Here is a 21425-nt window from a genome sequence, read left to right on the forward strand (position 1 = left end):
TCAGCCGGCGTCGGAGTCCGGTTCCGCCGGGTGCCCTCCGGTGCCGGGCCCGGTGCCCGGGGCGAGCATCCGCATGCCGATGCTCTCGTACATCCGGTCCCGGACCCGCCGGTCCTCGATCTCGGCCGCCGCCGCGAGCGCCCCGTGCAGCGCGCCGAAGCGCCGCACGCTCTCCTCCAAGCCGTGCAGGTTGGCCGCGGCCCGGTCGCCGACGGCGGTGGCCTGCCGCAGTAGGAGCCCGCCGGCCGCCGTCGGGATGGCCCCCGCCAGCGCCGTCACGACACCGACGTCGAGCCCGGCGAGCGAGGTCAGTGTCGCCCCGACGAGAACGACGGAGAACCCGAGCAGCCCGCACCACAGCGACGCCTGCTGGTAGGCGGCGTGGTGGCGCAACGCCATCCGGTGGTGCTGCAGGTACAGCTCCGCCTCCCGGGCCGCGACCCGGGTGACCGCGTCCAGCTCCTCGGTCCGGACGGTGTCCGGGGCCGGGTCCGGGCGGGAGCGGCGCCGGGCCGACAGCCGCACCGTCGGGCCGGCGGGCGGGTCCGCCGGACCGTCCAGGGCGGCGAACACCTGCCGCGCGTGCGCGGCCTCCTCGAGGAACCCGCGCCGCCGGGCCCGGCCGGCCCACACCACGCCGAACACCGCCACCAGGATCGTGAGCGCGACGACGGCGGGCACCACGGGTCCGGCCGCCGCGGCACCGGCCTGGGCGAGCGTCGCGAACCGCTGGGCTGCCATCGATCGACGGTAGCGCGCGGGGGCGCGTGCCGGGCGTCGTCCGGGAACCGCGTCTTGAACCACCTCGGTTCTGCGCGCTAACGTTCGTTTCGGCCGGAGAAAAAGCACTATCAATCAGATCGTGTGATCGACCGGCGGCGAGCGAAGGAGAGGCCGGATGACGGACGGGACGGCGCGGACCCTCCGGGTCGCCGTGGTGGGGGCCGGTGAACGGAGCCGGATCGCGCGGCACGTCGCCACGGTGCGGCCGGGCAGCGCGGTCGTCGCGGCGGTCGATCCCGACCCGGCGGCCCGGGACCTGGCCCGGGTGCGCTTCGGCGACATTGCGGTGTACCCGGACCTGGCGGGCCTGATCGCGGCCGGTGGGATCGACGCCGCGATCGTCGGCACCCCGGACCACACCCACGCCGACCTCGCGGTCGAGCTGCTCCGCGCCGGGATCGCGGTCTACCTGGAGAAGCCGCTCGCGCTGCGGATCGACGACGCCGACCGGGTGCTGGAGGTCGCCGCCGAGACCGGCACCCCGCTCTACGTGGGCCACAACTACCGCAACGCCGCCGTCGTACGGATCATGAAGGACGTCGTCGACCGGGGCGAGATCGGCGAGGTCAGGTCGATCTGGGTGCGGCACTTCGTCGGCAACGGCGGTGACTACTACTTCAAGGACTGGCACGCCGACCGCCGCTACACCGGGACCCTGCTGCTGCAGAAGGCCAGCCACGACATCGACGTCGTCCACATGCTGGCCGGCGGGGACTCCCGGCGCGTGGTCGGCATGGGTGACCTGATGGTCTACGGCGGCGTCACCGACCGCCGGGACCGGTCCGGGGAGCGGATGTCGGACTGGTTCTCCCACGACAACTGGCCGCCGACCGAGGCGACCGGGCTCAATCCGGTGGTCGACGTCGAGGACGTCTCCATGATGATGATGACCCTGGACAACGGGGTGCTCGCCAGCTACCAGCAGTGCCACTTCACCCCGGACTACTGGCGCAACTACACCGTGATCGGCACCCACGGCCGGCTGGAGAACGTCGGCGACACCGGCGGCGGGGTCGTGCGGGTGTGGAACCGGCGCCGGGACTTCTCGGTCGAGGGCGACATCGAGTACCCGATCGACGGGGTCGAGGCCGGCCACGACGACGCCGACCTGCTCACCGTGGCCGAGTTCGTCGCCCACGTGGCGGACGGGGCCCCGGTGTCGGTCACCCCGCTCGCGGCCCGGGCCGCGGTCGCGGCGGGTGTGCTCGCCGCGGAGTCGCTGCGCGACGGCTCCCGGCCGCGGGAGGTCCCGCCGCCCGGCGACCGGGTGCTCGCCCACTTCGCGAAGGTGGCGGGGGGCGGGCTGGTCCGATGATCCCCGTTCCGCCCGGACAGCGACGTCCGCGCGCCCCCCGGATCGCGGCGGCGCTCGTCGGCGCGCTCACGCTGCTGCTCACCGGGTGCGCCGGCGGCTACGTCGATCCCGCCCCCGCTCCGTACGAGCGGGCTCCGCGCGACCTGCAGGCCTCGATCAGCTACGCCATGTGGGACCGCAACCAGCTGCCCGCGATCGAGCAGACGATCGAGGCGTTCCACGAGGAGTACCCGGGCATCGAGGTCACGGTCGACATCACACCGTTCGCCCAGTACTTCACCAAGCTCAAGACCCAGGCCACCAGCGGCGTCCTGCCCGACGTGTTCTGGCTCAACGCGCGCAACCTGGAGCTGTACGCCTCGCACGGCAAGCTCGTGCCGATCACCGGCGCGGTCGAGGCCGGGGACATCGACCCGGCGGCCTACCCCCGGCCGCTGGTGGACCTCTACACCCACGACGACGTCCGGTACGCCGTGCCGAAGGACTTCGACACCATCGGGCTCTGGGTCAACAAGCGGATCTTCGAACGCGCCGGCGTCCCGCTGCCCGGTCCGGACCTGACCTGGGAGCAGGTGCGCGACCTCGGTGTGCGGATCTCCGCGGCGCTCGGCGCCGAGGGGGTGCACGGCGTCGCGAGCGATCTGGGCGACAGCCAGAGCAGCTACTACAACACCGTCCTCCAGGCCGGCGGCGAGGTCTTCGCCGACGGCCGGTCCGGGCTGGACACCCCGGCCGGCCGGGCCGGGATCGGGTTCTGGCGGGACCTGATCACCAGCGGTGCGTCGCCGACCTTCCCGCAGCTCGTCGACTCCCCGGCGCAGGAGCGCTTCCTCGGGGGCCGGCTGGGCATGATGATCGGTGGGAGCTGGTTCCGGGCCGGTCTCTCCGCGGACGAGGCGGACGACGTGCTCGCCCTGCCGCTGCCCCGCGGCGAGCGCGCCGCGACCGTGGTGCACGGGCTCGGCAACGTCGTCGCCGCGTCCAGCCCGGAGCAGCAGGCGGCGCAGGCCTTCCAGGTCTTCCTCGCCGGCGACCGGGCGCAACGGATCCTCGGCGACAGCGGGGCGGCCATCCCGGCCCGGACGGGCACCCAGGACGGCTTCGTCGGCTCCCTGCCGCCGGGGGCGAACCTGCGCTCGTTCGTCGACTCGCTCGCCTACGCCCGGCCGCTGCCGGTGGGGCGCAAGACCGACGAGTGGGACGCCGCCGAGCGGGCGCTGCTGCCCGACGTGTTCTCCGGCGCCCGCACCGTCGACGAGGTCCTGCCCGAGCTCGCGGGCCGGGTCGACGAGATCCTCGCCGAGCAGGCCGCGGAGGCAGCCGATGAGTGACACGACCACCACCGCGCCGGTCCCGGCGACCCGCACCCCGTCCGCCGGGACCGGCCCGCCGCGCCCGCGGCGCCGCGGCAGCGGCGTCTGGCCGCTGGTGTTCGCCGGGCCGCTCGTGACCGGCGTCGTGGTCTTCTACTTCTGGCCGATCCTGCAGAACGCCGGGTTCTCGTTCACCGACTTCGGGGTGTTCGGCGGCGCGACGTTCGCCGGGCTGGACAACTACGCCCGGCTGCTGGCCGATCCGCTGCTCTACCGCAGCCTGCTCAACACGCTGCTCTACACCGCGCTGAGCCTGCTCGCCATCCCGCTCGCGGTCTACCTGGCGAGCCTGCTCAACCGGCCGGGGCTGCGTTTCGCCGCGCTCTACCGGGTGCTGTTCCTGATGCCCTACGTCGCGATGCCGACCGCGATCGGTGTGGTCTGGCGGGCGATCCTCGGCGGGGACTTCGGCATCCTCAACGGTGCGCTGCGGGTGGTGGGCATCGACGGGCCGTACTGGCTCAGCGACCCGTCGGTGGTGATCGTCGCGGTCGCGATCGTCGGCGTGTGGTCGATCCTCGGGTTCGCGATGATCGTGGTCTCGGCCGCGCTGCGCACCATCCCGGTCGAGATCTACGAGGCGGCCGAGCTCGACGGGGCGTCCCGGTGGCGGCAGCTCGTGTCGATCACCGTGCCGCAGATCGTCCCGACGATCGCGTTCCTCGGCGTCATCGTCGTCATCACCGGGTTCCAGCTGTTCGACCTGCTGTTCGTCCTGGTCGGCCCGGACAGCCCGGTGATCCTGCCGAACATGTCGCTGGTGTTCTTCTTCTACCAGTCCGGCTTCGTCTACGACGACCGCGGCTACGCGGCGGCCATCGCGATGCTGATCTTCGTCGTGATCGGCGTCCTGACCTACCTGCAGCTCGCCCTCCAGCGGAGGTGGAACCGGTGACGGCAGCACGACCCGTGGCACGACCCAGGGCCCGCAGGGGGTCGAACCTCGGCGCGCACCTGGTGCTGGGGACGGGGGCGGTGCTCGTCGCCTTCCCGTTCCTGTGGCTGCTGGTGCTCTCGCTGTCCACCGACGCCGAGGTGCGCGCCGCCACCCCGGTGCTGTGGCCCGAGGTGCTGCAGTGGGGCAACTACGCCGAGGCGCTGGAACGGATCCCGTTCCTCGACCAGCTGCAGAACTCCGTGCTGATCACGGTGCTGCGGACGGTCTCGCAGGTGGTCCTCTGCTCGATGGCCGGCTACGCGTTCGCCCGGATGCGGTTCCGCGGCCGGGCCCTCCTGCTGGCTCTGGTGCTGTCGATCCTCATGGTGCCCACCCAGGCCTACCTGCTCCCGCAGTACCAGATCATCCAGGACCTCGGGCTGCTCAACACCGTCGGCGGGCTCGTCCTGCCCGGCCTGTTCAGCGCGTTCGGCACGTTCCTCATGTACACCGCGTTCCTGGCGATGCCCCACGAGCTGGAGGAGGCCGCGCGGATCGACGGGGCGAGCACCTGGACGATCTTCTGGCGGGTGATGTTCCCGCTGGTCCGGCCGACCGTCGGGGTCCTGACGATCACCGCGGCGCTGTGGAGCTGGAACGAGCTGCTGTGGCCGCTCGTGGTCTCCCCGGAGAGCTCCGCCATGCCGCTGTCGGCCGGCCTGGCGACGCTCGCCGGGAAACGACCGGTCGACTACCCGGTCGTCATGGCCGCCAGCGTGATGGCCAGCGCCCCGATGATCATCCTGTTCGTGCTGCTCCAGCGCCGGGTGGTCGACGGGCTGGCCAGCTCCGGGCTGAGATGAGTGCTCAGGCCAGGTGCACGTACTCGTAGTCGAACGGCTTGCCGTTGATGCCGTTCGACGGCGGTGCGATCCAGCCCGCGATCCGGCCGGGCTCGTAGACCGGGCGCATCAGGTTCTGCACGTGGGTGCGGTCGGTGTCGGACGGCAGCCAGTCGTCCCGCCGGGCGGCCCAGACGTCCGCCCCGACCAGGTCGCCGCGCGGGGTCACGTGGTGCCCGGCGAACAGCCCGACCTCGCGGTTGAAGCCGACGTGCGGCAGGTAGACGCGCTCGTCGAAGCCGTTCTTCTCCAGGATCCGGTTCCAGCGCTTGAGCCCCGACCGGCAGTCCTTCACGTACTCGTCGCGCAGGTCCAGGTTCAGCGCCAGCAGCGCCGGGACCTGGTCGGTGACGATGGCGCCGTCCTGCACCAGCTCCATGTCGCAGCCGTGCTCGGTGAGCAGGTGGTCGTCGTCGCGGCGCTCCTCCTGCCAGCGGCCCTTGAGCCCGGCGGTGAAGTAGTTCGCGGCGTTCGTGGAGCGCTCGGAGCCGAACAGGTCGAGCGAGACCGAGTAGTGGAAGTTGATGTAGCGCTGGACGACCGCCAGCGGGATGCCGCCGTGCGGGGCGATGTCGGCGGTGTCGTGGGCGCGCATCAGCTCGCAGGTCCGCTGGATCACCCGGTCGATGCCGGTGGTGCCCACGAACATGTGGTGGGCCTCCTCCTTGAGCATGAACTCGCACGTCCGCGACAGCGGGTCGAACGCCGACTCCTTCAGCGTGCCGAGCTGGTACTTGCCGTCGCGGTCGGTGAAGTAGGTGAACATGAAGAAGCTCAGCCAGTCCGGGGTCTCCTCGTTGAACGCGCCGAGGATCCGCGGGCTGTCGAGGTCACCGGAGTTGCGGTGCAGCAACGCCTCGGCCTCCGTACGGCCGTTCCGGCCGAAGAACGCGTGCAGCAGGTACACCATCGCCCAGAGGTGCCGGCCCTCCTCGACGTTGACCTGGAAGAGGTTGCGCAGGTCGTAGAGGCTGGGCGCGGTCTCCCCGAGGCGGCGCTGCTGCTCCACCGACGCCGGCTCGGTGTCGCCCTGGATGACGATCAGCCGCTGCAGCTCGCTGCGGTACTCGCCGGGCACCTGCTGCCACACCGGCTCGCCGCGGTTCTCGCCGAACGCGATCCGCCGGTCCTCGCCCCGCTCGGCGAGGAACACGCCCCAGCGGTACTCCTCCATCGCGACGTGCCCGAACCGGGCCCAGCCCTCCCGGCCGACGTCGACGGCGGTGCGCAGGTAGACGTCGTGGGTCGGCACGGCCGGGCCCATCGTCGTCCACCAGTTCAGGAAGTTCGGCTGCCAGGACTCCAGCGCGCGCTGCAGCCTGCGGTCGCCGGCCAGGTCGACGTTGTTGGGGATCTTCTCGGTGTAGTCGATGGACCCTGTGGACCCTGTGGACACTGCTCTCACACCCGCCTGCGGTCGAAGTCGGCCCTGCGGCCCGTGCCGTACCTGCGCAGTGCGCCGTCCGGCCCGGAGGCGTTCGGACGCACGAAGATCCAGTTCTGCCAGGCGGTGAGCCGGCCGAAGATGCGGCTCTCCATCGTCTCCGGGCCGACGAACCGGTGGTTCGCCTCCATGCCGGTCAGCGCGTCGGGGGAGAGCGCGGCCCGCTCCTCCAGCATGATCCGGATCTCGTCGTCCCAGTCGATGTCGTCCGGGGCGTCGGTGACCAGGCCCAGCTCCGCGGCCTCGCGCGCCTCGATCCGGCGGCCGGTCTCCTGCCCGAGCTTCCCGATGTGGTCGTCGTCCCCCCAGAACCGCGAGGCCAGCCGGGACAGGCCGTTCGGCATCGGGAACGTCCCGAAGTTCGACGGCGAGAGCATGATCTGGGCCTCGTCGCCCTGCTCGCCGTCTCCGTCGTCGAGGGTCCCGTCGAGCATGTACTGGCGGTCGCAGGCCAGCGCGAGCTCCAGCAGCGCCCCGGCGAAGCAGGAGCCGGGCTCGATCAGCGCGATCAGCGACCGCGGGGTGACGTCGAGCCGCTTGAGGGTGCGCTTGAAGTAGTGCCGGATCTCGTCGACCAGCCAGTCCTGCCCGGAGTACCGCTCGATCACGCGCTCGAGGGCCAGCGCGTCCTCGACCGCCCCGCGGGTGCGCAGCACCCAGGTGCCCAGCTCCAGCTCGTTGGCCCGCAGCCGCAGGATCAGGTCGTCGAGCTGGCGGGTCATCGCCAGCGGCCAGAAGTCCGCGCCCTGCTCGTGCACCCGCTCGATGCTCTCCGGCACGTGCCCGGCCCCGGTCGGGCCGTCGACGGTGATCTCGACCAGGCCGCGGCCGCGGTCGAACTCCGCGCGCACGTGCGGGTAGAAGATGCCGTCGGCGGTCTCGGTGCGGTCCAGCGGGGGCAGCGCGATGCCGTCACCCGCCGGCGCCCCCGACGACGCCGCGGCCGCCTCGGCGGCCCGCTCGGCGACCGTCTCGTCCCAGCGCCGCGGGGGGACCACCTCGTCGACGAGCCTCCATTCCACGGCCTGGCGGCCGCCGATGCCCTCCGGCCGGGTCGCGAACACGTCGGCCCGGTCCTTGCGGACCCGGCGCTTGTCGGTGACCCGGGTCAGGCCACCGGTCCCGGGCAGCACGCCGAGCAGCGGTACCTCGGGCAGTGCCACGGTGGCGGAGTTGTCGTCGACCAGCAGGATCGTGTCGCAGGCCAGCGCCATCTCGTACCCGCCACCCGCGGCGGTGCCGTTCAGCGCCGCGATCCAGCGCCGGCCCGAGTGCGCCGAGGAGTCCTCGATGCCGTTGCGGGTCTCGTTGGTGAACCGGCAGAAGTTCACCTTCCACGGGTGCGGGGAGCCCGCGAGCATCCGGATGTTCGCCCCGGCGCTGAAGTTCCGGTCCTTCGCGCTGGTCAGGACGACGGCCCGGACACCGGGATGGCAGAAGCGCAGCCGCTGGGTGATGTCGTGGAGCTCGATGTCGACGCCGAGGTCGTAGGAGTTCATCTTCAGCTCGTAGCCGGCGACCAGGCCGCCGGCGGCGTCGACGTCGAGCCGCACCCAGGCCACGGCCGGGTCCGCCGGGTCGATCTCCAGCCGCCAGTGCCGGTACTGCGACGGGTCCGGGTCGAAGTCGACCCTCGGGACGGTCTCCTCGGCCGTGTCCTCGGCTGCGGTCATGGGGCCGGCGCCTCCTCGCATCGTCGCGGCCTCATATTCTACAAGCTCCGGACGGTGCGACGGAAGAGTGTAGATCGTTCGCGATCGCTACGGACCGGTGGAGATCAGCTCCGGGAGCGGGGCGGTACTGGGACCGTTCGCCCGTGCACAACCGACGTCTCCTCCCCGCCGCCCTCACCGCCCTCGCCGCGACCGCCCTGCTCGTCGCCGGGTGCGCGACCGCCTCCGGGACGGACTGGGCCTCGGTCGACACGTGCTCGCTGCTCCCCGAGACCGAGCTGGCGGGCCTGGGGCTCGCCGGGCCGGGCCGGCCGGCCGGCGGACCGGAGTCGAGCGGGCCGGGCAGCCTGCAGGGCTGTACCTGGCGACCGGCGTCCTCGGGCGGCGGCGGCCTGCCGACGAGCCTGATGCCCCCCACTCAGCTGATGCTGCTGATCGGGGACGGCGTGTACGACCAGAGCTCCGCGGCGATGGCGCAGGAGGGCGGCCGGGCGATCGACATCGTGGGCCGTCCGGCCGTCGTGAACGGGGCGGCCGACGGGGTGTGCTCGGTGAGCGTCGACGTGGACGGGGCCGCACTGCTGGTCATCGGCCCCGACGGGTGCCCGGGCGCGCAGCGGGTGGCCGAGGTCGCCACCGGTGCCGCCGCCTGATCCCGGTCAGCCGGCGGGCAGCCGGGCGGCCAGCTCCCGCAGCCGGAACCGCTGGATCTTGCCGGTCGGGGTGCGCGGCAGCGTCTCCACCGCCACCACCCGCCGCGGGCGCTTGAACGCGGCGAGGCCCTCCCGGCAGAACGCGATCAGCTCCGCCGCCGGCGGGACCGACCCGGCGTCCCGCCCGACGACGAACGCGACCGGCCGGTCCAGCCCGTCGTCGTCCGGTACGCCGACGACGACCGCCTCGGCCAGTGCGGGATGTTCCAGCAGCCGCGCCTCCACCTCGCCGGGGGAGACCCAGATGCCGCCGACCTTGAGCACGTCGTCGGCCCGGCCCAGGCAGGTCCACGACCCGTCGGCCCCGCGGACGTACTGGTCGCCGGTGCGCATCCAGCGCCCCTGGAAGACCAGCCGGTTCACCTCGGTGCGGCACCAGTAGCCGGTGCACAGCGAGTCCCCGGCGACGAAGAGCATGCCCTGCTCGCCGGGGCCCTCGATGACGCTGCCGTCCGGGCGGCGCAGCTCGACCTCGTAGCCGGGGACCGGGAAGCCGGAGCTGCCCGGTACGACCTCGCCCGCCCGGTTCGAGACGAAGATGTGCAGCGCCTCGGTGGACCCGATGCCGTCGAGCACCTCGAAGCCGTAGCGGTCGCGGACGCCGTGGAACATCCGGGCGGGCAGCGTCTCGCCCGCCGAGACGCCGAGCCGGACGGTGGCGAACCGCTCGGCGGGCGGCTCGGCGGCGATCAGCGGCCCCCAGAAGCTGGGGACGGCGAACAGCAGCGTCGCCCGGTGCTCCGCGACGAGGCGGGAGTAGTGCTCCGGGGCCGGCCGGGACGGCTCCAGCACCGCGCAGGCGCCGACCGACAGCGGGAAGAACAGCGAGTTGCCGATGCCGTAGGCGAAGAACAGCTTCGCCACCGAGAGGCAGACGTCGTCGCGCCGGATCCCGAGCACCCGGGCCGCGTAGGTGTCGGCGACGAACCGGATGTCGCCGTGCCGGTGCATCGCCCCCTTGGGCCGTCCGGTCGTGCCCGAGGTGTAGAGCCACAGCGCTTGGGACTCCGCCCAGGTCGGCGCCGGTTCCGACATCGGCTCCGCACCGGCGAGCAGCTCGTCCCAGGTCAGCGACGCGACCCCGGCCGGGACGGCGAGCGCGGCCGGGCCGGTGACGACGACCCGTTCCACGTCCGGCGCCCCGGTGACGGCCTCGGTCACCGCGCCGGCGAACGCGGCGCCGCCGAGCACCGTCGTCGCCCGGGAGTCCCGGACGAGGACGGCGAGCTCGCGGCCGGTGAGCATGGTGGAGGCCGGCACCGCCACGGCGCCCGCCCACAGCGTGCCGAGGATCGCGGTCGCCAGCTCGGCGTCGTCCGGCATGACCATGAGGACGCGCTGCTCGGGGCGGACCCCCGCGGCGCGCAGGGCCCCCGCGACCGCCCGGACGCGCCCGGTCAGCCCGGCGTAGGTGAGCTCGCCGCCCGGGAACCGCAGCGCGGTGCGGTCGCCGTCGCCCGCGGCGACCCGGGCGACGGTGAGGTGGGCCGCGGCGTTGAAGACCTCGGCCCCGGACTCCGTGCTGACGACATCGGCCATGGTGGGTGGCTCCTGTGCCGGTTTCGGGAGTCTGTGATGCTACACACAGTCGACGGCGCGTCAACGGTTCGTAGATCAACGCCTCGCCCGGAACCCGGCCCACCCGGCCTGGGTAGGCTCGCGGCCGTGGGGACCCTCGTCAGCTTCCACGCCCATCCCGACGACGAGTCGATCGGCACCGCCGGCACGCTCGCCAAGGCCGCGGCCCTCGGGCACCGCGTCGTGCTCGTGTTCGCCACCCGTGGCGAGCTGGGCGAGCCGGTGCCCGGCGTCCTCGCCGACGGCGAGCAGCTCGCGGTGCGCCGCTCCGCGGAGTGCCACGAGTCGGCACGCGTCCTCGGCGTCGCCCGCGTGGAGTTCCTCGGCTACGTCGACTCCGGGATGATGGGCGAGCCGAGCAACGACGCGCCGTACTGCTTCTGGCAGGCGCCGGTCGAGCACGCGGCCCGCCGCCTCGCGCTGATCTGCGAGGAGGAGGAGGCCGACGTCCTCACCACCTACGACGACAACGGCGGGTACGGCCACCCCGACCACATCCAGGTGCACCGGGTCGGTGCCCGGGCCGGTGAGCTGGCCGGGGTCCCGGTGGTCGCGCAGAACACCACCAACCGGGACTGGATGCTGCGCGGGATGCGCGGGCTCCGCAAGGAGCGGGGCGCGGAGGCGGAGATCCCCGAGATCCCGGACGACCCGTCCTTCGGCAAGCCCGAGTCGGAGATCACGCACCGGGTCGAGGCGGTGGAGTACGCCGAGACCAAGCGCGCGTCGATGCGGGCGCACGCCAGCCAGATGGGCCCGGACCACTTCATGCTGACCATGCCCGAGCCGGTCTTCGCGATGGGCCTGGGCACCGAGTTCTACATCGTCGGGGAGCAGCCGAACCCGGCGTCGGCACCGGACGTGTGGACCGACGTCTTCGCGCCGCTGCGCTGATCGGGCGGGGCTGATCGGGGCGGGATCAGCGGGCCGCGGTCGCGCGGTCCCACACCTGCATGAGCGCGCCGTGCGCCGGGCGTTCCACCAGCCGGGTCAGCAGCCAGCCGAGCAACACGGCCACCGTCAGCATGGCGGCGGACTGCAGCGTGGGCCCGACGCCGACGTCCTGCAGCCGCCGCATCACGACGTAGCCGACGGTCTGGTGCACCAGGTAGACGCCGTAGGAGACGCCGGCCAGCCAGCGCATCTCGGAGGCCAGTGGCGCCGGTGTCCAGGAGCCCGGCCGCGGTAGCCGGGACACGACGGCCACCAGCACGATCCCGGCGCAGACCAGTGCGGCGGCGACCGCGTCGACGTGGTCGCCGTCGATCAGGACGACGCCGTCCGGGCCCGGGGCGAGACCGTGCACGAACTGGGCGGCGCCGCACAGCGCGAGCAGCGCCGCGGCGTGCCCCGGCCGCATTCGGCGGGTCGACCACAGCCACACGACGATCCCGGCGACGAACAGGTGCAGCCGGTGGAAGCCGAGCCCGTCGACGGCGATCCGGAACCACGCCGGCGGGTCCATCGGGTCCCCCGGACGGGCCCGCAGCGGCCAGAGCAGCAGCGGCACCAGCACCGCGGCCCAGAGCAGCACCCGCAGCCGGACGCCGGACCCCCAGCGGGTGGTACTCAGCGCCGCGGCGGCGGTGAACGCCATGAGCTGCAGCGGCAGCGTCCAGAACGCGGGGTCCAGCCACGGGAAGCGGTCGGTGTCCCAGTTGCCCAGCATCAGCCAGTTGGTGAGCATCTCCCCGGCCGGCGGCGACGGCCAGTCCTCCGGTGAGACGAACCGGAGCGCGATCCAGGCCACCGGGACCGCCACGACGAACGCGGGCAGCAGCCGCGCCATCCGGTTCCACCAGTACCGCCCCGGCGAGTGTCGGCCGAGGGTGGCGCAGGCGAAGTAGGCGGACACGACGAGCAGCAGGCTCGCCCCGACCTGGTGGTCGAAGGACAACCGGCGGGGGATCAGCTCGGGATGCAGCACCGGGCCGAGGTGGGTGCCGTGGTAGAGCACGACCAGCAGCACGAAGCCGCCACGCAGCGCGTCCCAGCCGGGCTCCCGGCGCCGGGGCCCGGTCCGCCCGGGATCAGACGTCCGCACGACCACACCCGATACGGTGACAGAGATCGAACCCGGCGCCCCGACCCACCCTCCGCGCTCGGATCCGCCGCGGAACGAGGCCCTGGTTACGCGGTCGGGGGGTGGTCGTTCTACCCTTCGTAGAGCACAATCGTCACGCGTCCTGCGGACGGGCCGGGAGCCCCCGGTGGATCTTCCCCGGCCGCCGGGCGCACCTCGCCGGCCGGGAAGTACAGTCCACCCGTCCGCGAGGACGTGGTCAGGTCAGGCAAGTGCATGGAGGCCCAGGTGACAGCCGTCGAGCCCAAGCCGATCTCGACGCGCCCGTATCCGGCGCGCCGGGAGGGCAAGGGATCCACGTTCCTCAGGATGCTGCGGACGACGGATCCGAAGGACATCGCGATCCTGTACCTCATCACGTCGTTCGGCTTCTTCGCCGTCGGCGGTGTGATGGCGCTGCTGATCCGTGCCGAGCTCGCGCGTCCGGAGCTGCAGTTCCTCTCGACCGAGCAGTACAATCAGCTGTTCACGATGCACGGCACGATCATGCTGCTGCTGTTCGCGACGCCGATCGTCTTCGGGTTCGCGAACTACATCGTGCCGCTGCAGATCGGTGCGCCCGACGTGGCGTTCCCGCGACTCAACTCGTTCTCCTACTGGCTGTACCTGTTCGGCGGCCTGATCGTCGTCTCCGGCTTCCTGACCCCGGGTGGCGCCGCCGACTTCGGCTGGTTCGCCTACACCCCGCTGTCGGACGCGATCCGCTCGCCCGGTGTCGGTGGTGACCTGTGGATCATGGGTCTGGTCGTCTCGGGTCTGGGCACCATCCTCGGTGGCGTCAACTTCGTGACGACGATCGTCTGCATGCGGGCGCCCGGCATGACGATGTTCCGGATGTCGATCTTCACCTGGAACATCTTCATCACCGCGCTGCTGGTACTGATCGCGTTCCCGATCCTCACCGCCGCCCTGCTCGGCCTGGCCGCGGACCGGCACCTCGGTGCCCACGTGTTCGACCCGGCCAACGGCGGCGTGGTGCTCTGGCAGCACCTGTTCTGGTTCTTCGGCCATCCCGAGGTCTACATCGTGGCGCTGCCGTTCTTCGGCATCGTCTCCGAGATCTTCCCGGTGTTCGCCCGCAAGCCGCTGTTCGGCTACAAGAGCCTGGTCTTCGCGACCATCGCGATCGCCGCCCTGTCCGTCGCGGTGTGGGCGCACCACATGTACGCGACCGGCGCGGTCATGCTGGCGTTCTTCTCCTTCACGACCTTCCTCATCGCGATCCCGACGGGCGTCAAGTTCGTCAACTGGATCGGCACGCTGTGGAAGGGCAAGATCACCTACGAGACGCCGATGCTGTTCTCGGTCGGCTTCCTGGTGACGTTCCTCTTCGGCGGCCTGACCGGCATCCTGCTCGCGATGCCGCCGGTGGACTTCCACGTGTCGGACACCTACTTCGTGGTCGCGCACTTCCACTACGTGCTCTACGGCACGATCGTGTTCGCGACCTTCGGCGGGATCTACTTCTGGTTCCCGAAGATGACCGGCCGGTTCCTCGACGAGACGCTCGGCAAGATCCACTTCTGGCTGACGTTCATCGGCTTCCACCTGACGTTCCTGGTGCAGCACTGGCTGGGCAACGAGGGCTACCCGCGCCGGTACGCCGACTACCTGCCGATGGACGGCTTCACCACGCTGAACATGATCTCGTCGATCGGCGCGTTCGTGCTGGGCGCCTCGACGCTGCCGTTCTTCTACAACGTGTTCAAGAGCTACCGGTTCGGCCGGGTCTGCGACGTCGACGACCCGTGGGGCTTCGGCAACTCGCTGGAGTGGGCGACCTCGTCCCCGCCGCCGCGGCACAACTTCACCGAGCTGCCCCGGATCCGCTCCGAGCGCCCGGCGTTCGACCTGCACTACCCGCACCTCGTCGAGAAGGCGCGCGCCGAGGCGCACGTCGGCGGCAGGGCGCACCCGACCGAGGTCCTCGCCCACCAGGTCGGCAAGGAGTCCATGCCGGACGACGACCCCAAGCACAACTGAGGTGGCGCTGGCCGCCCCCGATCCGGCCCGGCCGACCGTGCTCGTCACGGTGACCGGGCCGGACCGGCCCGGTGTCAGCTCCGTCCTGTTCGCCGCGCTCACCGCGGCCGGGGTCGAACTGCTCGACCTGGAACAGGTCGTCGTGAACGGCCGGCTCACCCTCGGCGCGCTGGTCGTGCCCGAGGGGGACGCCGAGGACCTGCAGGAGTCCGTCGGCGAGGCCATGGACTCGATCGCGATGTCGGTGCACATCGAGATCCAGCGGGACGGCGTCGTCGGATCCCGGCCGCCGTCGACGCACGTCGTGACGGTGCTGGGCCGCCCGATCACCGCCCGCGCGTTCGGTGCGATCGCCGCCGAGCTGGCCGCGGTCGGGGCGAACATCGACGCCATCCGCCGGGTCGCCGACTACCCGGTGACCGGCCTGGAACTGCTCGTCTCGCCGGTCCCGGACGACGACGCCGACTCCTACCCGCCCGGCACCCTGCGCAAGCGCCTGGTCGGTGTGGCCCGGCAGGCCGGCGTGGACGTCGCGGTCGCGCGGGCCGGGCTGGCCCGGCGCAGCAAGCGGCTCATCGTCTTCGACGTCGACTCCACGCTCATCCAGGGCGAGGTCATCGAGATGCTCGCGGCCCGCGCCGGGGCGGACGTGGAGACCGAGGTCCGGCGGGTCACCGAGGAGGCGATGGCCGGGCAGCTGGACTTCGCCGAGTCCCTCGAACGCCGGGTCGCCGCGCTGCGCGGGCTGCCCGCGTCGGTCGTCGACGAGGTCGCCGCCGAGATCGAGCTGACCCCCGGCGCCCGCACCACGATCCGGACCCTGAAGCGCCTCGGCTACCGGTGCGGCGTCGTGTCCGGCGGGTTCACGCAGGTCATCGCCGGTCTCGCCGACGAGCTGGGGCTCGACTTCGTCGCCGCGAACCAGTTGGAGATCGTCGACGGACTGCTCACCGGCCGGGTGGTCGGGGAGATCGTCGACCGGGCCGGCAAGGCGGTGGCGCTGCGCCGGTTCGCCGAGGCCCACGACATCCCGGTCGAGCAGACGGTCGCGGTCGGCGACGGCGCCAACGACATCGACATGCTCTCCACCGCCGGTCTCGGCGTCGCGTTCAACGCCAAGCAGGCGCTGCGCGACGTCGCCGACACCTCGGTCTCGGTGCCCTACCTGGACGTGGTGCTGTTCGTCCTGGGGCTCACGCGCTCCGAGGTGGAGGAGGCGGACGCGGCCGAGGGTGTGCTGCGCCAGCGCGTGCCGATCGTCTGAAAACGGGGTTCGAGCGCAGGCTCCGCGACGATACGGTCACCGCGTGGACCACGGGCCTTCGCTACTGGACGGCTGGACGATCGCCGGGCCCCCAGTGCTGGATCGGGCCGTCCGGTACTTCCCCGACGACCGGGGCCGTGGGGCCGGCCCCTCGGTGTTGATCCGGCATCCGTTCCACCTCTCCGACGACGACGGTCAATCGATCGCCGCGCTCAGATGGAGCGAGCTGGCAGGTCTCCGCCGGGTCGCACTCGAGGCCGGGACCTCGGTCCCCGACCTTGTCGGGGGAGGTTCGATCTCGTCGTTCGAGAACGGCTTCGAGGTCGCGGGACGGACGATCCTCCCGCCCGAGCAGGGGCGCATCCCGGAGCCGATCCGGGCCGTGCTCGCCGACCTGCTCGCCTCGCACGTACGGGGCAGGCCCGTGGTGGCGGCGTTCTGGCATGGCTGGTCCGACCTGCGGCGCTGGAGGCCATCGGTTCCGCAGTGGCGGACGGAGACCAGGGACTATCTCTGTCTGGTCGGGCCGGGTGACCGGATCCCCGTGATCGACGGTGGCGGGCCAGGCCTCCTGACCCCGAGCGTCCTGGGCGACGAGCAGGGGACGGTCGTCGTGGCGAACGACATCGACTGCTGGACGACCCAGGTGTTCGGCTCGGACGCCGTCCGCCGCGTGGTCCGCGGTGACCGGCGGCTGGAGACGGTCGACCTGCCCGGCGCGACAGCAGGACGATGATCCGGCCGGGATACGCTCGCCGTCGACCTGATCATGCGCTGCGCGCGTCCGGGAAGGGATCGTGAAGTTCATGGATGGGGATCGGGCACCCGTGCTCGACGGCGTGGCCCGGCGTTACCTGGCCTACCGCGACAGCACGCCCGTCCCGCCCGCGGAGGACGGGATCGTCCGGGCGATGCCGGTCGTCCTGCGGATCGAGCGGGACCCGCTGCCCGGCCGCACACCGCTGCTGGCCGCCGCCGCGACGGCCGCGGTGGCGCTGTGCGTGGATCGGCGGTCCCAGCCCGGCGGGGAGTGGCACGACGCCGTCTCCGGCTGGGTCGACCGGCGGATCCGCAAGATCGCCCGCCGGGCGCGGGGAGCGCACTGGCGGGCCGTGCAGGAGTTGCCGGGCGTCACTGTCGAGATCGACGGGGCCGAGGCCAGGGCGTTGCTGCCCGGGCCGGTCGACGGCGTCGCGCGGGAGGTGTCCCGGTTGCAGATCGGGGGCACCGAGCTGGAGCCCGACGATCCCGGCGATCCGCCGGCGGGGGCTCCGCTGGTGCTGCTGAACCCGCACGTGACGATGACGGTCGGGAAGGCCGCCGCGCAGGTCGGGCACGCGACGATGCTGCTCGGGGCGACCCACGGGTGGCCGGTCGCCGAGCCCGCGGACGTGCCGCGGTGCGCCGTCCGCACGCCGGACGCCGGGACCTGGGCGCGGCTGTGCGACGCGCTCGGCGGCCCGGACCCGGTCGCCGTCCGGGACGCCGGGTTCACCGAGGTGGATCCCGGGACCGTCACCTGCCTGGCCACCGCTGACGCGGGCCGGTGGTAGGAGGAACGATGGGCTTCGTGGCCCGCCGGCACGAGCTCGCCGTGCTCGGCACGGTGACGGCCGCGGCGCGGTCCGGCCGGGGCGGAGCCGTGGTGGTGCTCGGCGAGGCCGGGATCGGGAAGTCGGCCCTGCTGGCGGCGTCCACGGCGGCCCTGGACGGATGGACCGTCCTGCACGCGGACGGATCCGAGTTCGAGCACGACGTGCCCTTCGCCGCCCTGCACCGGTTGTGCGCGCCGGCCCTGGGGGGACTGACCGACCTGCCGCAGCCCCAGCGACGGGCACTGGAGTCGGTGTTCGGGCTCGGGCCCGAGGCCCCGCACGAGCCGCTGGTCGTCGCGCTCGCCGGTCTGGGTCTCCTCGACGCGCTCGCCCGCGAGCGCCCGGTCTGCTGTGTGCTGGACGACGTCCACTGGATCGACGAGCAGTCCCGCCGGGCGCTGGCGTTCGTGGCCCGCCGGCTCTCCTCGGAACGCATCGCGATGATCTTCGCCGCCCGTTCCGCGGACCGGGTCCCCGAGCTGGCCGACCTGCCCCGGCTGGGCGTGACGGGGCTGGGCGACGAGGACGTGCTGCACCTGCTGCGGTCGACGGCCCGCCCGGACCTGGACGGCGAGGTGCTCGACCGGATCCGGGCGGAGGCGCACGGCAATCCGCTCGCGCTGGTCGAGTTCGCCCGCGACGCCGGACCGCTCGGGCTGCCCCGCCCCGGCGTGCGGGACCGTGACAGCCTCGCCGCGGAGCTGTCGGACCAGTTCGTCCGGCGGGTCGAGCGGCTACCCGCGGCGGCGCGGTCGCTGGTCGAGCTGGCCGCGGCCGAGCCGGTCGGTGACATGGCGGTGCTCCGCCGGGCGGCCGGCCTGCTCGACCTCGACCCGGCGGGCTTCGCGGAGGTGGAGGACGCGGGCCTGGTGGCGCTGGGCCCCCGCCTGACGTTCCGCCATCCCCTCGTCCGGTCGGCGATCCACGCGGTGGTGGCGCCCAGCGCGTTCCGGCGGGTGCACGCCGCGCTCGCCGAGGCGACCGACGGGCGGACCGATCCCGACCGGCGTGCGTGGCACCGCGCCGACGCCGCGATCGAGCCCGACGCCGGGATCGCCCGGGAGCTGGACCGGTCCGCAGACCGGGCCCGGTCGCGGGGCGGTCTCGCGGCCTGTGCGACCTACCTCGAACGCGCCGCCGAGCTCACCCCCGAGCCGGGCGACCGGGTCGCCCGCATGCTCCGCGCCGCCCGCGCCCGGCTCGACGCCGGCGCCCCGGCCGACGCGCGTGCGCTCGTCGTCCGGGCCGAGCGCCTCGTGCCCGCGGACGACGGCGCCGACCGGCGCCGGGCCGCGCGGGTGCTCCGTGCCCGGATCGGGATGGTGGCGGCGCGGACGGTGGGCGCCGTCGCGCAGATGGTCGGGGCCGCCGAGGGGACGACGGACGACGAGGCCCGCGAGATCCTCCTGGAGGCGTTCGCGGCGTCGATGTACCAGGAGGGCGGGCCCGGCCGGCACACCGGCCTCGCGCGCTCCATCCGCGAGCGCGCGCCCCGCCGGAGCACCGTCCGCCCGGTGGATCTCCTCCTCGACGCCCTGCTCGACCAGTGCCTGCTGCCCGTCGAGGGGGCCGTCCCGGCCATGCGGCTCGCGGTGACCACGGCTCGCGCCGCGACCGTCGGGGATCCGTCCGACGCCTGGTGGATGTCCGTGGCCGGCCAGCTCGCGATGGACCTCGGCGACGAGGACGCCCTGGCGGAGCTCGCCGATCGCCAGGTCGAGCTGGCCCGGGGCGGGGGTGCGGTCGCCGCGCTCTCCCAGGCGCTGCGCTACCAGGCGCTGGCCCGGACCGGGCTGGGCAGGTTCACCGACGCCGCGACCTGTCTCGCCGAAGCCCGTGCCATCGACGAGGCGAGCGGTATCACCGGGCTGGTCGGCGCCGAGCTCGTCCTCGCCGGCTGGAGCGGCGACGTCGACCGCCACCGCGAGCTGCGCGCCGAGCTCCGCACCGGCGGCCCGGACGAGGTCGTGGCCGACTCCTACGCCACCGCGGTGCTGTACAACGGGCTCGGCCGCTACGACGCCGCGCTCGGGTCCGCGCTGGCCGCGGAGCAGCGCAGACAGGCGGGTTCCTACGTCGTCGGGCAGCTCGACGTCGAGCTGGTCGAGGCCGCCGCCCGGTCCGGCCGCCCCGGGACGGCGTCCGCGGCGATGGATCGGATGGAGGCGCTAGCCGCGGCGAACCCGACGCCGTGGGCCGTGGCCCAGGCGCTGCACGGCCGGGCGCTGCTCGAGCGCGGGAACGACGTCGAGGCGCTGCACCGGGACGCGATCGACCGGTACTCGCGCAGCCGCGCGCGCGGCGGGTACGCGCGGGCCAGGCTGACCTTCGGCGAGTGGCTGCGGCGTGCGGGACGGCGCGCCGAGGCCCGCGCCGAGCTGCGCGCCGCGCACGAGCTGCTCGACGGCATGGGGGCCCGGTCCTTCGCCGAGCGCGCCGCCCGGGAGCTGTCGGCCACCGGGGAACGGCCCCGGCGCGCGTCCGCCGATCCGCTGGACACGCTGACGGCGCAGGAGCGGCTCATCGCGCGCGAGGTCGCCTCCGGAGCGACGTCGCGGGAGGTCGCCGGGATCCTGTTCCTGAGCACCCGCACCGTCGACACCCACCTGCGCAACATCTACCGCAAGCTCGGCATCACCTCCCGTCGCCAGCTCCGCGCATTCGGCCCCTGAGCCCGCCGGCGCACCGCGATCTACGCAGTTCCTACCGACGCGGCCGATCGCGGACCCGCTGCATCGTTGCTCCCGTCCGAGAGCCGGACCCGACGAGAGGAACCATCGATGCCGACGACCCACAGCGCCACGTCCCCGACCGAGGTCGATCTCCCCACGCCGTGGGCGGACCGGACCGGGCGTCTCCTGCTCGCGGTGTGCGCACTGGCCACGCTCGGTGCGTTCGCCGACGGGATCAACCGCATCCTCGCCGCTCCCGACGAGTACGCGTTGACCGAGTTCTGGCGGACGACCGCCTATCTCGTCTTCGCCGGGCTCTGGGCGATGCTGGCGCTCCGGCCGCGGGGGCAGCGGGGCGTGTGGGAGTTGGTCCTGCTGCAGAAGGGCCTCGTGACCGCCCACGCGCTGCTCAACCTCGACCTGCCCTACGCCGTGCGCTCGGCGTGGATCGACGGGCTGCTCGTCGTCGCGACGGTCGCCGCGTTCGTCCTGTGCCGCGGATGGCTGACCTGGCGGCCCGGCGCCGCCGGCGCACCGGTCCACCGTCCGGCGGCGCTCGATCGATGAGCGCGATGATGCCGGGTGACGACGACCGCCTCTGCACGATCCGGAGCCGGGTACGGGCGGGGCGAGGGACGCACCGGCCGCCGCCACGCCCTACGCCCACCGGCTCCGGCGCACGGTCTCAGACGGTGGTCACGAGCTGCACGTCGACGTTGCCGCGGGTGGCCTTGGAGTACGGGCAGACCTGGTGCGCGGCCTCGATGAGCTCGTCGGCCTGCGCCTTGTCCAGGCCCGGCAGGTGCGCGGTGAGCACGGCGGAGACGACGAAGCTGACGTCGTCCGGCGCGAGGCCGATCGTCGCGGTGACCGTGGCCTCCTCCGGTACCGTGATCTTCTTCGCGCCCGCGACCTTGCGCAGCGCGCCGTGGAAGCAGCTCGCGTAGGCCGCGGCGAACAGCTGCTCGGGGTTGGTGGCGCCGCCGGGCCCGCCGAGGGCCGGGGGCATCTTCAGATCCTGGTCGATGAAGCCGTCGTCGGTACGGATCCGGCCGGTGCGACCGCCGCCCGACGAGACCGCTTCGGTCGAGTACACCGCGTCCGCCATGTCTGCTCCTCTGATCGACTTCTCAGTAGGGCACAACCTAACGCGACGGGCGCCGCCGCTGC

The 21425-nt window shown here is 73.1% G+C and carries 18 protein-coding genes; 12 read left to right on the top strand and 6 right to left on the bottom strand.

Features of this window, described 5'->3' with window-relative positions; genetic code table 11:
- Nucleotides 1-741 (bottom strand): TRADD-N-associated membrane domain-containing protein, encoded by a 741-nt coding sequence (locus AFB00_RS17935; protein WP_068798200.1) that lies wholly within the window; start codon nt 739-741, stop codon nt 1-3.
- Between the two features lie 157 nt (nt 742-898).
- On the opposite strand from AFB00_RS17935, the gene AFB00_RS17940 reads away from it, so the two are divergent.
- From AFB00_RS17940 to AFB00_RS17955, 4 genes are read left to right on the top strand one after another with little or no spacing between them, the layout of a single operon-like run.
- Nucleotides 899-2098, top strand: coding sequence for a Gfo/Idh/MocA family protein (locus tag AFB00_RS17940; protein WP_068798201.1), 1200 nt, complete (start codon nt 899-901; stop codon nt 2096-2098).
- The gene (locus AFB00_RS17945; protein ID WP_068798202.1) at nt 2095-3429 is read left to right on the top strand and encodes an ABC transporter substrate-binding protein; all 1335 of its coding nucleotides are present in this window, start codon (nt 2095-2097) and stop codon (nt 3427-3429) included. The genes AFB00_RS17940 and AFB00_RS17945 overlap by 4 nt, the downstream gene beginning before the upstream one ends.
- A complete protein-coding gene (locus AFB00_RS17950; RefSeq protein WP_068798203.1) occupies nt 3422-4366 on the top strand; it encodes a carbohydrate ABC transporter permease in 945 nt (314 codons plus the stop codon). Before AFB00_RS17945 ends, AFB00_RS17950 begins: the two co-directional genes overlap by 8 nt.
- 14 nt (nt 4367-4380) lie before the next feature.
- Nucleotides 4381-5211, top strand: a complete 831-nt coding sequence (locus AFB00_RS17955; RefSeq protein ID WP_068798204.1) for a carbohydrate ABC transporter permease — start codon at nt 4381-4383, stop codon at nt 5209-5211.
- 4 nt (nt 5212-5215) lie between these two features.
- On the opposite strand, the gene boxB is transcribed toward AFB00_RS17955, so the two are convergent.
- Nucleotides 5216-6646 carry a benzoyl-CoA 2,3-epoxidase subunit BoxB gene (gene boxB, locus AFB00_RS17960; protein ID WP_156819614.1) on the bottom strand — a complete coding sequence of 477 codons (1431 nt, stop codon included), beginning with the start codon at nt 6644-6646 and terminating at the stop codon, nt 5216-5218.
- A gap of 5 nt (nt 6647-6651) precedes the next feature.
- The gene (gene boxC / locus AFB00_RS17965; protein ID WP_068798205.1) at nt 6652-8367 is read right to left on the bottom strand and encodes a 2,3-epoxybenzoyl-CoA dihydrolase; all 1716 of its coding nucleotides are present in this window, start codon (nt 8365-8367) and stop codon (nt 6652-6654) included.
- A 143-nt stretch (nt 8368-8510) separates the two neighbouring features.
- Here boxC and AFB00_RS17970 point away from each other — a divergent pair, with 143 nt between their 5' ends.
- A complete protein-coding gene (locus tag AFB00_RS17970) occupies nt 8511-9020 on the top strand; it encodes a DUF3558 family protein (RefSeq protein WP_068798206.1) in 510 nt (169 codons plus the stop codon).
- A gap of 6 nt (nt 9021-9026) precedes the next feature.
- Here AFB00_RS17970 and AFB00_RS17975 read toward each other — a convergent pair whose 3' ends face one another.
- Nucleotides 9027-10619: a benzoate-CoA ligase family protein gene (locus AFB00_RS17975; RefSeq protein ID WP_068798207.1), complete on the bottom strand. Its 1593-nt coding sequence runs from the start codon at nt 10617-10619 to the stop codon at nt 9027-9029.
- A 126-nt stretch (nt 10620-10745) separates the two neighbouring features.
- Between AFB00_RS17975 and AFB00_RS17980 the strand changes: the two genes are divergently transcribed.
- Nucleotides 10746-11552 (top strand): PIG-L family deacetylase, encoded by an 807-nt coding sequence (locus AFB00_RS17980; RefSeq protein ID WP_068798208.1) that lies wholly within the window; start codon nt 10746-10748, stop codon nt 11550-11552.
- A gap of 25 nt (nt 11553-11577) precedes the next feature.
- Here the strand turns inward: AFB00_RS17980 and AFB00_RS17985 are convergent, their stop codons facing one another.
- Nucleotides 11578-12708, bottom strand: a complete 1131-nt coding sequence (locus tag AFB00_RS17985; protein ID WP_083275616.1) for an acyltransferase family protein — start codon at nt 12706-12708, stop codon at nt 11578-11580.
- Nucleotides 12709-12969: 261 nt separating this feature from the next.
- Between AFB00_RS17985 and ctaD the strand changes: the two genes are divergently transcribed.
- The 6 genes from ctaD (at nt 12970) to AFB00_RS18015 (ending at nt 20822) form a co-directional block, all read left to right on the top strand.
- Entirely contained in the window at nt 12970-14724 is a 1755-nt protein-coding gene (ctaD, locus tag AFB00_RS17990) for an aa3-type cytochrome oxidase subunit I (RefSeq protein WP_068800409.1), read from the top strand.
- A gap of 1 nt (nt 14725) precedes the next feature.
- Nucleotides 14726-15988 (top strand): phosphoserine phosphatase SerB, encoded by a 1263-nt coding sequence (serB, locus tag AFB00_RS17995; RefSeq protein WP_442965813.1) that lies wholly within the window; start codon nt 14726-14728, stop codon nt 15986-15988.
- Between the two features lie 43 nt (nt 15989-16031).
- Nucleotides 16032-16724 (top strand): hypothetical protein, encoded by a 693-nt coding sequence (locus AFB00_RS18000; RefSeq protein ID WP_156819615.1) that lies wholly within the window; start codon nt 16032-16034, stop codon nt 16722-16724.
- Nucleotides 16725-16794: 70 nt separating this feature from the next.
- Nucleotides 16795-17541 carry a peptidyl-tRNA hydrolase gene (locus tag AFB00_RS18005; protein ID WP_068800411.1) on the top strand — a complete coding sequence of 249 codons (747 nt, stop codon included), beginning with the start codon at nt 16795-16797 and terminating at the stop codon, nt 17539-17541.
- Nucleotides 17542-17549: 8 nt separating this feature from the next.
- Nucleotides 17550-20255 carry an AAA family ATPase gene (locus tag AFB00_RS18010; RefSeq protein ID WP_068798210.1) on the top strand — a complete coding sequence of 902 codons (2706 nt, stop codon included), beginning with the start codon at nt 17550-17552 and terminating at the stop codon, nt 20253-20255.
- 108 nt (nt 20256-20363) lie between these two features.
- Nucleotides 20364-20822: a hypothetical protein gene (locus tag AFB00_RS18015; protein WP_068798211.1), complete on the top strand. Its 459-nt coding sequence runs from the start codon at nt 20364-20366 to the stop codon at nt 20820-20822.
- Between the two features lie 118 nt (nt 20823-20940).
- On the opposite strand, the gene AFB00_RS18020 is transcribed toward AFB00_RS18015, so the two are convergent.
- A complete protein-coding gene (locus AFB00_RS18020; RefSeq protein WP_068798212.1) occupies nt 20941-21363 on the bottom strand; it encodes an organic hydroperoxide resistance protein in 423 nt (140 codons plus the stop codon).
- Between the last annotated feature and the right edge of the window lie 62 nt (nt 21364-21425).

The organism is Pseudonocardia sp. HH130630-07, from assembly GCF_001698125.1.
In the GTDB taxonomy this organism is placed as follows: domain Bacteria; phylum Actinomycetota; class Actinomycetes; order Mycobacteriales; family Pseudonocardiaceae; genus Pseudonocardia.